Origin of the sequence: Prochlorococcus sp. MIT 1223, from assembly GCF_034092465.1 — a bacterium.
In the GTDB taxonomy this organism is placed as follows: Bacteria; Cyanobacteriota; Cyanobacteriia; order PCC-6307; family Cyanobiaceae; genus AG-402-N21.
Genome location: NZ_CP139303.1, coordinates 1,729,701 through 1,743,815 on the forward strand (window position 1 = coordinate 1,729,701; position 14,115 = coordinate 1,743,815).

The window sequence follows — 14,115 nt, forward strand, 5'->3', positions numbered from 1 at the left end:
ATTTCTCATTAATCTCTAATACAAATTGAGTGATAGAAAATTGTCTTCGAATGCATGGGATCAACTTGGTGATTATTTGCGTGAGACCCAGTTGCTTGGATCTATTCAAAGCACCCTTTATTGGGATCAAAATACGGTGATGCCTTCTTTGGGGGCTTCTTGGAGAGGAGAACAATTATGCCTTTTGGCAAAAAACTTGCACTCTCGTCAGACTAGTAATGAGTTTGAATTACTCTTACAAGAAGCGAGTCTTGAATTTGATCGCCAGTGTTCTGAAGAAGAGCTTAGTGGAGTTGAAATTCAACAAAAGGCTAGGAATATTGAACTGCTAAAAAATGATTTCCACCGACAAAAATCTCTTGATCCTGATTTGGTAGCAAGATTAGCCCTTGCTAAGGCTAATGGATACAACCTGTGGCAGGAAGCAAAAAATAAGTCAGCTTTTCATATATTTTCTCCTGCTCTTAAGGAATTGATCTCTTTGAGACAAGAAGAAGCAAGACAATTATCTGAATCAAGAAGTTGTTGGGAGTCTTTGGCGCAGCCCTTTGAACCGGATATAACTATTTCGAGATTGAAAGAACTTTTTGATCCACTTCGAACAAAATTGCCTGAATTACTTGAAAAGTTAAAAAGCAAAAAAAATCTACCAAGAAATTCCTGGGATATTGATGAAAAATCTCAGGAAAAATTGTGTAATCAATTATTGAAATGTTGGTCAAGAGATTCTCGTAAAACTTCAATAGCAAGATCTCCTCATCCATTCTCAATAACACTTGGCCCAAATGATTTTCGTATAACTACAAGAGTAGTTTCTGGGCAGCCTCTTTCTTGCTTTTTGGCTACAGCTCACGAGTGGGGTCATTCTCTTTATGAACAGGGTTTACCCTCTCAGAGTCATCAGTGGTTTGCATGGCCTTTGGGGCAAGCTACTTCTATGGGGTTACATGAAAGTCAGTCACTTTTTTGGGAAAACCGAGTAGCTCGGAGTCTCGCCTTCTCTGAGAGATTTTGGCGTGAATTCTCAAATTGTGGTGCCCCAGTATCTTGTGCCCAAGATTTGTGGCATGCAATGAATCCTTTGGAGCCTGGTTTGAATAGAGTTGAAGCAGATGAGCTTAGTTATGGCTTACATATTCTTATTAGGACAGATTTAGAAATCGCATTGCTCGAAGACTGTTTAAATGTTGATGAATTACCTCATGAATGGAATAAAAGGTACAAGTCACTACTTGGGGTTATACCCATAAATGATCGTGAAGGTTGTCTTCAAGATGTCCATTGGAGTGAAGGTGCATTTGGATATTTCCCATCATATTTAATTGGACATTTAATAAGTGCTCAATTATCTGAATCTATGTCTTCTGGACTCATAAAAAAAGGATTTTCTAAGGATAATCCAATTGAGGATTGTATTCGAGGAGAGAATGAATCATTTTTAATCTCTTGGTTAAGAGAGAATGTTCATTGTCATGGAAGACAAATGAATGCAGAAAAATTAGTTGAACATGTCACCGGTAAAAAATTGTCTAGTGAAATTTTTCTGCATTATTTGGAGAATAAGTTGGATCTTCTTACGAGCAACTCTTAGTATGAACTTCGAAAATTTCTAGCAACATGGCAAACCTTAAACAAGCTCCAAGTAGGATTACTCCAAATCTTCTCCATGTATTGCCTGCTTTTGCAGACGAGGAAGATTTAAGAGTAAACACAATCGTTGAATTGAATTCGAATACAATTAATAAATACGAATTAATTACAGAAACAGGGCATTTAAAACTTGATAGGGTTGGGTATTCATCTCTTGCCTATCCATTTGCCTATGGATGCATTCCTAGGACTTGGGATGAAGATGGGGACCCTCTTGATATAGAAATCATTGGAGTAACAGAGCCTTTAGTCCCTGGTTCAATTGTTGAGGCGAGGATTATTGGGATAATGACTTTTGATGATGGAGGAGAAGTGGACGACAAGGTTATTGCTGTAATTGCAGATGACAAACGTATGGATCACATAAAAACCTTTGAACAGCTAGGTGATCATTGGATCAAAGAGACTACTTATTATTGGGAGCACTACAAAGATCTTAAAAAGCCTGGCACTTGCAGTGTTAACGGATTTTTTGGAGTAGATAAAGCAATCGAAATTATTAAATCTTGTGAGGCTCGTTACCTTGACGAAATTGAGCCTAAATTGATTAATTAAATTAACTTCTTTCTGCTTTGAATATGTCTTGCAGGATTTCGCGTGCGCCTTTAGAGCTAAGGATGTTTGCAAGTTGAGTTCCAATTAACTCCGGTTCATTAATTGATCCCTTCTTTTGATCTCGAATTAATTGCTTGCCGTCAAGGCTTGCCACCATCCCTTCAAGTATTAATTCTTCCCCTTGAATTGAACTTTTTACTCCTATTGGAACTTGACAGCCACCTTCGAGCTCTCTCAAAAAAGATCTCTCGGCCAAGCATCTTTGAGATGTTGGTAGATGTTCAAGGCTTTTTATTATTTCAAGTACTTCTTGTTGTTCACTAACACATTCAATCCCAAGTGCCCCTTGCCCAACGGCATGAAGTGAAATTTCGCTTGGAATTATTTGATGAATCCGGTCCCTAAACCCCAATCGTGTTAACCCAGCTGCCGCAAGTATTAGGCAGTCATACTGACCTTCATCAAGCTTCTCAAGACGAGTGATTACATTCCCTCTTACGTCTTTGAAAATTAAATGAGGGTAATGGTGTCTGAGCTGTGCCAGCCTTCTCAATGAACTTGTCCCAACAATTGCTCCAGATGGAAGAGTCTCTAATTGGTAAATTTGATTTTTTTTGTTTACGACCAGAGCATCGGCAGGATCTTCTCTTTCAGTAACACATCCAAGAATTAGACCTTCGGGGAGATTTGTTGGAAGATCTTTTAATGAATGCACTGCTATGTCGGCACGCCCTATCAGCATCTGAGCTTCAAGTTCTTTCGTGAAAAGACCTTTATCTCCAATTTTGGCTAGTGCGACATCAAGAATTTTGTCGCCTTGTGTCGCCATGGCTTCTATGGAAATAGCAAGATTTGGATGTGCTTTTTCCAGTTCTTGCTTTACCCATTCAGTCTGGACCATGGCCAGCTGGCTTCTGCGAGAAGCAATGCGCAGTTGCTCTAGTGCCATTTTTAATCTTTATTTACTATTTACCTTAAACTCACGCATTCACCATCTTTACTTTGTCTGACAATCCTTTATTTGAATTCGAAATAAAGACCTAATTGAATTTTATGTATTCCTTCAGTACACCATTACGATTTGGGTGGCGAAGTTTCCTCAGAGCCTTTGCTTCTATCTGACGAATTCTTTCGCGAGTTACGTCAAAAATCTGCCCAATCTCTTCAAGAGTTTTCATTCGACCATCATCTAGTCCATAACGAAGTCGAAGCACATCTCTTTCTCTAGGACTAAGCGTTGCTAAAACACCTTCCAAGTCTTCTCTTAATAGAGTTTTTGCTACATCTTGTTCAGGATTCTCAATATCTGCTTCTATAAAATCTCCTAGACGGGAATCTTCCTCTTTCCCAATTGGTGTCTCAAGAGAGATAGGGAGTTGTGCACTTTTTGCTATAAATCTTAGTTTTTCAATTGTCATCTCCATGCTTTCTGCAATTTCTTCTTCCGTAGGCTTTCTTCCAAATTCTTGACTTAAAACTTTAGTGGTTTTCTTGATTCTTGAAATTGTTTCATATAGATGAACTGGTAAACGAATTGTTCTGCTTTGGTCTGCAATGGCTCTTGTAATTGCTTGGCGTATCCACCAGGTTGCATATGTGGAAAATTTATATCCTTTTTCATGATCAAATTTTTCAGCAGCTCTAATCAGCCCAAGACTTCCCTCTTGAATCAGATCTTGGAAGGAGAGGCCTCTATTCATATATTTTTTAGCAATAGAGACTACTAAACGTAAGTTTGACTGAACCATCTTTTCTTTAGCTCTTCGTCCAAGCATTACCCGACGACGAAATCTCATTAATGGCATTGATACCAATGCGGCCCACTCTTTTGTCGTGGGATATCGATTATTCTCACTTTCAAATTGGGCAGCAATTTCTTCTAGCTGAAGTAGGTCGGCAATCTTTCTGGCAAGTTCAATCTCTTCATCTGGTCGAAGCAATCTTATCCGCCCTATCTCTTGTAGATAAACCCTTATGGAATCTTCGGTATAAACACCTTTTGGTCCTATCTTTATACTTGCAAGTGCTTTAGCTCTGGCATCAAGTTCAAACTCTGATGTCTCAATATCTTCTGTATCTTTAACTTCGCTTAGTTCTATCTCAGAATTAATTGACGGTTCATTGGCTGCTGAAAGTAATTCATCAGCCGCTTTATTTAAATCTTGACTGTTTGCAATTAAGGCATTTGAGCTGCTTTTCTTCCCCTTGGAAGTCACAAGGGACTTGCTTTTCTTTGCCTTTGAATCTTTTGCTTTGGTAGCCATTTTTTTCTTTTTGCTTGAGCTTTTACCTGATTTGACAAGTGATTTTGAAGTTGCTTTAACAGCTTCTTTTGACTTGTTTGTTGACTCAATAGTCTTTTGGGCGGTGACAGTACTCATGTCAATAATCTAGAAGAAGGAAAGAATCTGCTATGTAAAAAGAATTATTATTAAAAGAGCTTTTAAGTCATTTAAATAAAACGATCGAAATGTTCTTCTTGTAAATCACATTATGATAAAAACATCAATGAATAAAAATAAATTGATGTTTTTAACTATGAGATTTGTGAGAACTATTCGTGCTTAAAGAACAAATGACAAGTTTAAGGAATGAAGTTTTCAAGATTGTTTGGGGCTTTCTCAGGCAGGTTTTGCAGACGAGGGTATTCCCCATGTCGTTCGAACTTCGTGCCTTCCCTCTGAACAGAATCTTGAGCTTTCTCGTAACCAGCTTTTTTACTGCTTACATTAGAAGCTTAAGAAAAACTTTTGAAGTCGGCAAGTGTTTTTAGCTTTATGGAATATCAAGAATTTGAGGTATGGCTTGAAATTGGTAGAGAGGGGAAGTGTTTTACGTACAAAGATGGTTTGAAATTAGGTATATCTTTTGGTGATTTAGTCCTGGTTCGACTTAGAGGAAGACCTATGCATGGTTTAGTAGTTGAGAAAAAGAAGCAAGAAAAAAATAATTTAGGTGGGCCTACAAATCCTGTGGTTTCATTATCAAATATAGAAGCACTAGTCCAAAAAGCGGCTGTAGATAACAAATGGCGCGAGTGGTTAGAAGAGACAGCTCTAAATTGTTATACAAGTCCTTATCGCATGTTGAAAACGGCTTTGCCGCCAGGTTGGTTGGGGCAGGTAAAAAAAAAGTCAACTGGGCCAAGGATGTTGTGGTGGATCCAACTAAAGGAAAGTAGGGATAACAATCAAAATCTATCTGTGAGACAAAAAGAACTGGAAAATTTTCTATATTCAGTTGGTGGAGGAGTATGGATGAGAGATCTCAAGAAGAAAGGTTTTGCTCATGGATTGGTAAATGGTTTTGTCTCACGAGGTCTAGCAACGAGAGAGAGGAAGCAAGAGTTCTCTGAGACAAATAATCTTTTTGAAAATGAGGAATGTCTTGCAGTAAGGGATTTGGAAGAACCTCAGTTGCTTACAGAAGAACAAAGATGTGCGGTAGATGTCTTTGATTCAATTCTTCCTGGAACAGCTCTTTTGCTTTGGGGAGTAACTGGTTCTGGAAAAACAGAGGTATATTTACAGGTTGCTGCAAACGAATTATCTGCAGGTAAAAATTGTTTAATGCTTACGCCTGAGATTGGCCTTGTACCTCAATTAGTTGATCGATTCCGTAGACGGTTTGGAGATAGAGTTATGGAATATCATAGTAATTGCTCAGAAAAAGAACGAGTAAAAGCTTGGAGGAAAATATTAAATAGCACGCAACCTCTTGTGATTGTGGGGACACGTTCGGCAATATTTCTACCTCTTTCTCCATTAGGACTGATCATTCTCGATGAAGAGCACGACACCTCTTATAAACAGGAGTCGCCCATGCCTTGTTATCACGCAAGAGATATTGCCCTTAATCGAGCATTAAAAACAGGTGCCAAAGTTATCCTGGGGAGTGCGACACCTTCCTTGTCTACGTGGAGACGTTTGTCTCCACGTGGTCCTATTTCTTTAGCGAGATTAAAAAATAGAATTTCAAAAAGACCATTACCAAAAGTTCATATTGTTGATATGCGTAAGGAATTGCAACGAGGTAATCGACGTTTAATTAGCCGCTCTCTTATGCAACGACTACTTGACTTGAGAACCTCCAGAGGACAAGCGGTCATCCTTGTTCCTAAAAGAGGTTATAGCAGCTTTTTGAGTTGCCGTAGCTGTGGAGAGGTGGTGCAATGCCCATTCTGTGATATCGCCTTAACAGTACATAAGAGTGACTCTGGCAATCAATGGTTGCGTTGCCATTGGTGTGATTATCGTGCCAAGGTGGAAATGAAATGTAAAGAATGTGGGTCAACAGCTTTTAAGCCGTTTGGTGCGGGGACGCAGCGAGTTATGGAGAATTTAACCAGAGAGCTAGAAGGTCTTAAGCTTTTGAGATTTGATAGAGATTCCACTTCTGGTCGAGACGGACATCGAACATTATTAGATAAATTTGCTGGAGGTGAGGCCGATATTTTGGTTGGAACTCAAATGCTTGCAAAAGGGATGGACTTACCGCGTGTAACTTTGGCAGTAGTTTTAGCGGCCGATAGCTTGCTTTATAGACCTGATCTTTCAGCGGAAGAACAGGCTCTTCAATTGTTTATGCAATTAGCAGGACGTGCTGGTAGAGGAGAACGTCCTGGAGAAGTTGTCGTCCAAACTTACTGCCCAGAACATCCAGTCGTTTTGCACTTGAGAGATGGTCTTTATGAGGAGTTTTTAAGAAAGGAATCACAGTTGAGAAAAGAATCAGGATTGGTTCCCTTCAGTCGGGCATGTCTACTACGTTTCTCAGGGGATTCAGCGGAGAGAACTTCCTCTGCTGCATTCTCTTTAGCTGAGAAGATAAAACCAATCTGTAAGTCTAATCAATGGAAAATTGTTGGTCCAGCACCTGCTTTGGTTGCGAAAGCCTCTGGCAAAAGTCGTTGGCAACTTTTACTTCATGGCCCCGAATTAAGTCCTTTACCTTTGCCAGAAGGAGACGCTCTGTGGAGAAGATTGCCAAAAGGTGTAAGTCTTTCAGTTGACCCTGATCCCATACAACTTTAGTGAAGATTTAATTTGCATGAGAAAAATCCAATAGTAAAGTAAGTTTCTATAGCTATCTTTCTCATAGACTTAGAAATATAATTAAGACAAATATTAACAACATGAAGGCTGTAGCAAAACCCATATCAAAAGCTTTTGTTGTTCCTGTCGGTGGATAGCTAGGAGTTACTTTAGGCTTGATTCGTTTTTCTCTCTTTGAGTGATCACTCCACTTATTTGATTCGAAATCGATATTAGGTATTTTTATAGACCAACTCTCAGGTCTTGGTAATGAAGGTGCCTCTAAAATAGATATTAATTGCTTTGCCTCCTGGCGAATTTCAGGATCACTTACTTTTGTTAGTTGTTTGCATGTCTTGATAGCCTTTGTTTCATGCCCTTGCCCCATCCAAGCAGTAACCATTAACATCCTAATTCTTGCTCCTTCTTGAGAACTCTCAGGATGTTGTTTTGACAATTCCTCTAATAATAGTAGGCATTGTCTATAGTCACCTCTTCCCATAGCTTTCTCGGCATCTATAAACTCTGGTGAGCCAAGCATTCTCACCTGCTCCCAATTATCATTGTCCCGATGCCAACTTTTGTAAAGACTTCAAGAAGAAGAGCATGAGGGATCCTGCCATCAATAATGTGTGCGGCTGATACTCCTTGAGATAAGGCTCTAATACAGCATTCTGTTTTAGGTAGCATTCCTCCTTCAATTATTCTTTCGTTGATGAGTTGAGTGATTTCGGATAGTCGGAGTTGGCTTATAAGAGTGGTTTGATCATCCTTATCTCTTAAAATCCCAGGAGTGTCAGTTAAAAGAATTAATTTTGTGGCCTCTAATGCTGCTGCAATTTCACCAGCGACTGTATCAGCATTAATATTTAATGATTGCCCGTCAATAGAAGCGGCAACACTTGAAATGACAGGTACGTATCCTTTGGAGAGCAGAGGTTCTAATACATCTGTGTTTACCTTCGTGATCTCTCCGACGAGGCCATAACTGTCATCCTCAAATGTTCTTGCTTCGATGAGGTTGCCATCAATTCCACAAAGGCCTATTGAGCGGGCACCTAAGTGATTGATCCCTTTAACTATTTGTTTGTTAACCCTTCCAACGAGAACCATTTCAACTACGTCCATAGTCTCTGGCCTTGTTACTCGTAAACCGTCTTTAAATTCACTTGATATTTTAAGTTTGTTGAGCCAATTATTTATTTCAGGCCCACCTCCATGAACGACTACAGGCTGAACTCCAACAGTAGAAAGTAAGGCAATATCTCTTAAGACGGCTTTTTGAAGTTTTTTATGTGCCATTGCAGCACCTCCGTATTTGATCACTATTCTCTTGCCAGCAAAACGTTGAATATATGGCAGTGCTTCACTTAAGACGGATACCCTTAAAGCATCAACATCTTTATCAAGCTCCATATTTACAGAGGAGTTTTTATGTAAAGACTTTTTAACTTGATCCTTCATTATTAGCTTGTTCTGTTGAATTTGTTTTTGGAGTTAGGGCTAAATCAAGAACACCTGAAGAGGGAGAAGTGATTTCTGCTTTTAAACCCTGTGCAAAGAATCTACTTAATCGAGCCTCCTTCTCTTTCCACCTTTCTAAGGAGACCCCAGCCAGCTCAAATCTAAGACGAATACCATAGCCGTTAATAGAAGCTAATTCTTCAACTTCTATCAATCTAGGAGGATTATCTATATCCCACAGATTTAGAACTTTTAGTGAAGACTCCAGGTGAGATGCTGGGCCATATTTCCAACCTGTTACATCTTTGACGACTTTTTTGAGTTCATTTGTCGATTCTTTCTCACTCTTTGGGCTTAAGGTATAAGAAGTGCCAACTTTTTTTGCTGGAGGGAGTTCAACTGTTTTCAGGGATAGACCAATTAAGAGAATTGGTACTCCATAAAAGAAAGTTGGTACACTTAGATTTGTGGCATTTGTAAAGTACGCTAAAAGACCAATTACAGACAACATTGCCCCTGTGACTGTAATTATGCTTCCAGGAGAAAAAAGAGGATTCATAACATTGATTTTGACTTTTATAGGTGCAAGATGGAGCTTTAGGAGACAGTCTTATGATCTCACCTGAAGAGAATTCCACTTCTTATAGTGAGTTGATAAATCAGTTAAACAAAGATAGAGCTTGGCTTCTCGAGCAAATAGATAGTGGCTCTTGGCCTGAGCTGCGTCTTGATCTCGCTGCTTTAGAAAGAGAATTAGGATTGCTTTTGATCAGAGCATCAGAAAGGAATGAGGAATAAATTAAATTTTCAACTTAATCTAAAAAGGTATTTCATCTGTATCTGGAACTAGTGGCGATGTGTCCCAACTCAATTCTTTTTTTGAAGATGGATCACTATCTGTTTTATTAGGGGATGATTGGCTATTTGAAGTGGGATTTGTAAAGCTTTTATTCTGATCAAAACTTAGATTTTTTGCGTTATTTGATATCTGAGAATCTTTTGAAAAAAGATGAATCTTAGAAAGAGTGAACTCAGCTTTTTTTTCTTTAGTTCCATCTTGCTTAGGGACGGTGTTCATTCTTAAACGACCTTCTATTACAAGCTTTTGTTCAGCTTTTATATTAGTTTGAAGCTCTTGTGCCATATTTCCCCATCCCACTACTTTGATTATTGAAGGAGGCTGTTCTGCTCTGAGATTGTCGAAAAACACCTCCATTTCGGCTATTGGCGTTTTGTTGTCTTGGGTATAACGGAGAGTAGGAGCCTCTTTGACCTGGACTTCAAGCATGCAATGGTTCATTTTACTTCTGAGTATTGAGGTTTATCTTGATGCAGATTAGAAGAAATTGCCAGAGACATATCTGGTTATTGTCTGGGACTGGTGAAGGCCCTTATATTGCGAGGGCTTTAATAAAGTATGGATGGAAAGTAACTGTAAGTGTTGTTTCAAGTCAAGCTGCTGAGCCATATATTGATTTCTCATTGGAAGAATTAAAGGTCGGCCCACTTGATGGAGTAAAAGGAATAAAAGAATTTTTAGAAGAGGCTGAAAAGCATTCTGGCTTTGATTGGGTCTTAGACGCTACTCATCCATTTGCTTTAAATATAAGTAATAATCTCCATCATGCTTGTAAAGAGTTTAATCAAGCCTTACTTCGCTATGTAAGACCGCTAGAAGATTGCTCGGGCGCAACTTTAATTCATTCTTCAAAAGAACTTTCTCATTTAGATATGAAAGGTCAAAATATTCTTATAGCTCTTGGTGCTAGATATTTAAAAGAAGCTGTTCAATCTGCTAAAGCTGCTGGTGCAATTGTTTATGCTCGTATTTTCCCGACACCTGAAAGCTTGCAATCTGCATTGAATTGCAATATTGAGCCTGATAATTTGGCTGTAGTTAGGCCTCAAAATGGTGAGTTAATTGGTGATTTTGAAATGGCTATTTGCAGAAGATGGTCAATTAATGGAATCGTTTGTAGGCAGTCTGGTGGTAAAACAGAAAAACTATGGATTGAAATTTCAAGAAGAAGAAAACTTAAACTTTGGCTTATTTCTCGCCCATTTTATCCTGATAAGGTCGAAACTATTCATTCTCTTAATAAGCTTTTGCTTCGTATTGACTAGAGTAATCAGATATATATCGTTTTTAAAAGACTAACCTTATATGAAAGAGATTGAATTATCAAAGGGGTTAGTAATGTTACTTACTACAGAATCTAATCTTAACAATGCTCAGAAATTATCTGATTATCTTTTGAAGAAAAAATATGCAGCATGTATTAATTTTATAGAGATAAAATCATCATTTTGGTGGAATGGAGTGATTGAAAAATCTGTTGATGAAGTTCAAGTAATTATTAAAACTACTGAAAAGAAATTAAAGCTAATTTTGCCTGTAATTAAAAAAATACATAGTTATGACAATCCGGAAATAATTTCGATACCTATTCAAGTTTCTAGACAATATAAGGAATGGGCTAATTATTCGTTAGGGATTAAAGATTCTCCTTGACTAGATCTTGCAAAGATACTTCTGCCCTGGAACCTAATTGAGTAACTATATGACCAGCGCAAATCGATCCTATCTTTCCACATGTCTCTAAGTCTTTTTTCTGAATTAAACCATATAAAAAACCACTAGCATAAAGATCACCTGCTCCTGTGCTATCTATAACTTTACCGAAAACATATGGATTGATTTTATACTTTTTATCTTTGCTAATCACTATGGAACCATTGTCTCCAAGTGTAATAACAATTATTTCGCAAATTTCTTTTATCTTTATTAGAGCATCCTCTAGGCTATTGCTCTCAGAAAGTGCAATAATTTCAGATTCGTTAGAGAAAAGAATATCAACACTTTCCTTTATTAAACTAAGAAAGCTTTCCTTGTGACGATTAACACAGAATGAATCTGATAATGATAGGGCTACTTTTTTATTATATTCTTTAGAAATTTTGGCTGCTTTATAGAAAGCATTTTTTGCTGCTTCGGCATCAAAAAGATAACCTTCTAGATATAGGATTTCCGAATTCTTTATTATGCCAGGATCAATATCTTTTGGTTCGAGTAAAGCAGAGGCTCCTAGGTAAGTACACATGGTTCTCTCTGCATCTGGAGTAACAAGAATTAGACATCTTGCAGTGGAAGGACCTTTATTACTTGGAGAGGTCTTGAAATAAGTGCCAGTAGATTTAATTTCTTTAGTGAATGTCTCACCTAAGAGGTCATTGTTTACTCTCCCTATAAAACCTGCTCTCCCGCCTAGTTTAGAAAATCCTGCAAGAGTATTTGCTGCTGAACCGCCTGATTTGTTAATGCTATTCTCTATTTTATTGTATAGATTATGAGCTTCTACTTCATTAATAAGAGTCATATTTCCTTTGCTTACTGAATAATTTTTAAGGTCAGATTCTTCTATCCTTACCAGAATATCTACAATTGCATTACCTATTCCAACAATATCTAGTGAATCGTAATTTGCATTTTCTTGATTGCTCATATTTAATTGATATAATTTTTTAAAGTGGAAAAGTTTAAATTCAAGTTAAGCCCTTAAAAGAGCCCTCTTAGGTCCATGAATTGGATCTTCAATAACAATAGTCTGATCTCTATTTGCACCTAAAGAAACTATTGCTATAGGCACTTCCATTAATCCAGCGAGAAATCTTAAGTAGTCCATTGCTTTAGTGGGCAAGTCTTCTAATCTCCGACAATCGGCAGTGGAACATTGCCATCCTGGAAGAGTCTTGAAAATAGGTTTACATTTTCCAAAGTCTTCTGCACTACTAGGAAAATATTCCACTCTTTCTCCATTTAACTCATATGCAATGCAGACTTTTATTTCATCTAGTTCATCAAGTACATCTAGTTTTGTTATGGCTAAGCAATCAAGACCATTGACTTCCACTGCATACTTTCCAATAACACCATCAAACCACCCGCATCGCCTTCGTCTTCCAGTGGTTGTCCCAAATTCACCGCCTCTATCACAAAGTTGATCATTAATTTCTCCTTGCAACTCTGTAGGGAATGGGCCTTCTCCTACTCTTGTTGTATAAGCTTTGGCTACTCCAATAACTCGATCGATAAGCGTGGGACCTACCCCGGCGCCAATACAAGCACCTCCGGATATGGGATTGGAAGATGTGACAAAAGGGTATGTGCCATGATCTAAATCTAGAAGTGTTCCTTGAGCTCCTTCAAAAAGGATATTTTGCTTCTTTCTTGCTGCCTGATGTATTGCTCGAGTGCAATCAACTACATGTGGCTTTAGTCTTTTTCCATATTCTATGTATTCATTTATTACTTCATTTAAATCAAGAGGTTCAACTTCATAAATCTTTTTAAGTAAACCATTCTTTTCCGTTAATGGAGTTTTAAGACGTTCTTTAAGTTTTTCTCTATCTAATAAATCAATAACTCTTATACCGCTTCTCTGTGCTTTGTCTGCGTATGTAGGTCCGATCCCTCTCCCAGTTGTTCCTATCTTTTGCGTTCCCCTTTGCTTCTCCATCTCTGTATCAAGGAGACGGTGATAAGGCATTGTGACATGGGCGGTAGATGCCAGCTGAAGACCTGAAATGTCTATATCACTTTCTACAAGCATATCTATTTCACTAATCATTACTTTTGGATCTACGACTGTCCCGGAACCTATTAAACAAACTGTCTTTGGATAGAGAATTCCGGATGGAATTAGATGCAACTTTAGAACTTTATTGTCTACAACAATTGTGTGGCCAGCATTAACACCGCCTTGATATCGGACTACTACATCAGCTGATCTACTTAGTAGATCGGTGATTTTGCCCTTGCCCTCATCACCCCATTGTGCTCCTATGACTACAACGTTTGCCAATGATTATGTAGCGGCTCTAAGCCGTTCTAAAGCAGAAGCTTATAAATTTACAGATGCCACCTACATGAGTCAAAGAAATGAAGTAAAAATTGTTATTTAACTCTGTTTCAAGACAAGAGCCTCAGCTTTTGATAACTCTTCTTCTAGGCGATTTTTTAGATTCTCAGGAACTGGTCTATTAGGAAAAGTTTTATAATGGCCGGCTAATGAATTCAGAGCGGTCTGCATTGTTGTAAATGAGACACTTTTGTTCACTTGTGATCTGTTTCTATATCTAGAAATGTAGTCCGTGATAAGGAAAACGGTTTCTTCATCTGAAATTGACTCTTCTTGGTCGGATTCAGGCAGAACAACTGATGCTTTAAGGACTTTTGCAACATTCATAGTGTCTTTTGAGTAATCACCAGTCATAGAAGTTCTGCCGGCGTCAGCGCTGATTCCAAATGGGAATATGGCTAATAAAGCGCAAATGCAAAGTGAAAGAACTGATTTCAAGACTCCTAAGATCCTTGGATGAAGGGAATAAATCATTTAACTTGTCTGGTTTTATC

The 14,115-nt window shown here is 38.2% G+C and carries 15 protein-coding genes; 6 read left to right on the forward strand and 9 right to left on the reverse strand.

Annotated elements, in window-relative coordinates:
• Positions 1-25: 25 nt before the first annotated feature.
• Both SOI85_RS09375 and SOI85_RS09380 read left to right on the forward strand, forming a co-directional pair.
• Positions 26-1,591 carry a carboxypeptidase M32 gene (locus SOI85_RS09375; protein ID WP_320664121.1) on the forward strand — a complete coding sequence of 522 codons (1,566 nt, stop codon included), beginning with the start codon at positions 26-28 and terminating at the stop codon, positions 1,589-1,591.
• Positions 1,592-1,617: 26 nt separating this feature from the next.
• A complete protein-coding gene (locus tag SOI85_RS09380; protein WP_320664122.1) occupies positions 1,618-2,205 on the forward strand; it encodes an inorganic diphosphatase in 588 nt (195 codons plus the stop codon).
• A gap of 1 nt (position 2,206) precedes the next feature.
• Here the strand turns inward: SOI85_RS09380 and hemC are convergent, their stop codons facing one another.
• Together hemC and rpoD are read right to left on the reverse strand one after the other, a co-directional pair.
• On the reverse strand, positions 2,207-3,154 hold the full coding sequence (gene hemC / locus SOI85_RS09385; protein ID WP_320664123.1) for a hydroxymethylbilane synthase: 948 nt from the start codon (positions 3,152-3,154) through the stop codon (positions 2,207-2,209).
• A gap of 91 nt (positions 3,155-3,245) precedes the next feature.
• Positions 3,246-4,586: an RNA polymerase sigma factor RpoD gene (gene rpoD / locus SOI85_RS09390; protein WP_320664124.1), complete on the reverse strand. Its 1,341-nt coding sequence runs from the start codon at positions 4,584-4,586 to the stop codon at positions 3,246-3,248.
• Between the two features lie 396 nt (positions 4,587-4,982).
• Between rpoD and priA the strand changes: the two genes are divergently transcribed.
• Positions 4,983-7,238: a primosomal protein N' gene (gene priA, locus SOI85_RS09395; protein ID WP_320664125.1), complete on the forward strand. Its 2,256-nt coding sequence runs from the start codon at positions 4,983-4,985 to the stop codon at positions 7,236-7,238.
• Between the two features lie 61 nt (positions 7,239-7,299).
• On the opposite strand, the gene SOI85_RS09400 is transcribed toward priA, so the two are convergent.
• From SOI85_RS09400 to SOI85_RS09410, 3 genes are read right to left on the reverse strand one after another with little or no spacing between them, the layout of a single operon-like run.
• Positions 7,300-7,779 (reverse strand): hypothetical protein, encoded by a 480-nt coding sequence (locus SOI85_RS09400; protein WP_320664126.1) that lies wholly within the window; start codon positions 7,777-7,779, stop codon positions 7,300-7,302.
• A 2-nt stretch (positions 7,780-7,781) separates the two neighbouring features.
• Positions 7,782-8,654 (reverse strand): acetylglutamate kinase, encoded by an 873-nt coding sequence (argB, locus tag SOI85_RS09405; RefSeq protein WP_320665173.1) that lies wholly within the window; start codon positions 8,652-8,654, stop codon positions 7,782-7,784.
• A 31-nt stretch (positions 8,655-8,685) separates the two neighbouring features.
• Positions 8,686-9,261, reverse strand: coding sequence for a DUF2854 domain-containing protein (locus SOI85_RS09410; protein WP_320664127.1), 576 nt, complete (start codon positions 9,259-9,261; stop codon positions 8,686-8,688).
• A 53-nt stretch (positions 9,262-9,314) separates the two neighbouring features.
• Between SOI85_RS09410 and SOI85_RS09415 the strand changes: the two genes are divergently transcribed.
• Positions 9,315-9,500, forward strand: coding sequence for a hypothetical protein (locus SOI85_RS09415; protein ID WP_320664128.1), 186 nt, complete (start codon positions 9,315-9,317; stop codon positions 9,498-9,500).
• Between the two features lie 19 nt (positions 9,501-9,519).
• Here SOI85_RS09415 and SOI85_RS09420 read toward each other — a convergent pair whose 3' ends face one another.
• The gene (locus tag SOI85_RS09420) at positions 9,520-10,002 is read right to left on the reverse strand and encodes a single-stranded DNA-binding protein (protein ID WP_320664129.1); all 483 of its coding nucleotides are present in this window, start codon (positions 10,000-10,002) and stop codon (positions 9,520-9,522) included.
• Positions 10,003-10,031: 29 nt separating this feature from the next.
• On the opposite strand from SOI85_RS09420, the gene SOI85_RS09425 reads away from it, so the two are divergent.
• Positions 10,032-10,826 (forward strand): precorrin-6A/cobalt-precorrin-6A reductase, encoded by a 795-nt coding sequence (locus tag SOI85_RS09425; protein ID WP_320664130.1) that lies wholly within the window; start codon positions 10,032-10,034, stop codon positions 10,824-10,826.
• 40 nt (positions 10,827-10,866) lie between these two features.
• Positions 10,867-11,214: a divalent-cation tolerance protein CutA gene (gene cutA, locus SOI85_RS09430; RefSeq protein WP_320664131.1), complete on the forward strand. Its 348-nt coding sequence runs from the start codon at positions 10,867-10,869 to the stop codon at positions 11,212-11,214.
• On the opposite strand, the gene SOI85_RS09435 is transcribed toward cutA, so the two are convergent.
• The 3 genes from SOI85_RS09435 to psb27 all read right to left on the reverse strand — a co-directional run bounded on the left by SOI85_RS09435 (position 11,198) and on the right by psb27 (position 14,095).
• On the reverse strand, positions 11,198-12,205 hold the full coding sequence (locus SOI85_RS09435) for an adenosine kinase (protein WP_320664132.1): 1,008 nt from the start codon (positions 12,203-12,205) through the stop codon (positions 11,198-11,200). The genes cutA and SOI85_RS09435 overlap by 17 nt on opposite strands.
• A 45-nt stretch (positions 12,206-12,250) precedes the next feature.
• Positions 12,251-13,564 carry an adenylosuccinate synthase gene (locus SOI85_RS09440; protein ID WP_320664133.1) on the reverse strand — a complete coding sequence of 438 codons (1,314 nt, stop codon included), beginning with the start codon at positions 13,562-13,564 and terminating at the stop codon, positions 12,251-12,253.
• A 96-nt stretch (positions 13,565-13,660) separates the two neighbouring features.
• Complete coding sequence (gene psb27, locus SOI85_RS09445) at positions 13,661-14,095, reverse strand: photosystem II protein Psb27 (RefSeq protein ID WP_320664134.1); 435 nt, start codon at positions 14,093-14,095, stop codon at positions 13,661-13,663.
• Positions 14,096-14,115 lie beyond the last annotated feature (20 nt).

What these genes read in the sequence shown, in the direction of transcription:
- SOI85_RS09380 (WP_320664122.1), top strand. Translation starts at nt 1,618, where the DNA reads ATGGCAAACCTTAAACAAGCTCCAAGTAGGATTACTCCAAATCTTCTC.
- hemC (WP_320664123.1), bottom strand. Translation starts at nt 3,154, where the DNA reads ATGGCACTAGAGCAACTGCGCATTGCTTCTCGCAGAAGCCAGCTGGCC.
- rpoD (WP_320664124.1), bottom strand. Translation starts at nt 4,586, where the DNA reads ATGAGTACTGTCACCGCCCAAAAGACTATTGAGTCAACAAACAAGTCA.
- priA (WP_320664125.1), top strand. Translation starts at nt 4,983, where the DNA reads ATGGAATATCAAGAATTTGAGGTATGGCTTGAAATTGGTAGAGAGGGG.
- SOI85_RS09400 (WP_320664126.1), bottom strand. Translation starts at nt 7,779, where the DNA reads ATGCTTGGCTCACCAGAGTTTATAGATGCCGAGAAAGCTATGGGAAGA.
- argB (WP_320665173.1), bottom strand. Translation starts at nt 8,654, where the DNA reads ATGGAGCTTGATAAAGATGTTGATGCTTTAAGGGTATCCGTCTTAAGT.
- SOI85_RS09410 (WP_320664127.1), bottom strand. Translation starts at nt 9,261, where the DNA reads ATGAATCCTCTTTTTTCTCCTGGAAGCATAATTACAGTCACAGGGGCA.
- SOI85_RS09415 (WP_320664128.1), top strand. Translation starts at nt 9,315, where the DNA reads ATGATCTCACCTGAAGAGAATTCCACTTCTTATAGTGAGTTGATAAAT.
- SOI85_RS09420 (WP_320664129.1), bottom strand. Translation starts at nt 10,002, where the DNA reads ATGAACCATTGCATGCTTGAAGTCCAGGTCAAAGAGGCTCCTACTCTC.
- SOI85_RS09425 (WP_320664130.1), top strand. Translation starts at nt 10,032, where the DNA reads ATGCAGATTAGAAGAAATTGCCAGAGACATATCTGGTTATTGTCTGGG.
- cutA (WP_320664131.1), top strand. Translation starts at nt 10,867, where the DNA reads ATGAAAGAGATTGAATTATCAAAGGGGTTAGTAATGTTACTTACTACA.
- SOI85_RS09435 (WP_320664132.1), bottom strand. Translation starts at nt 12,205, where the DNA reads ATGAGCAATCAAGAAAATGCAAATTACGATTCACTAGATATTGTTGGA.
- psb27 (WP_320664134.1), bottom strand. Translation starts at nt 14,095, where the DNA reads ATGATTTATTCCCTTCATCCAAGGATCTTAGGAGTCTTGAAATCAGTT.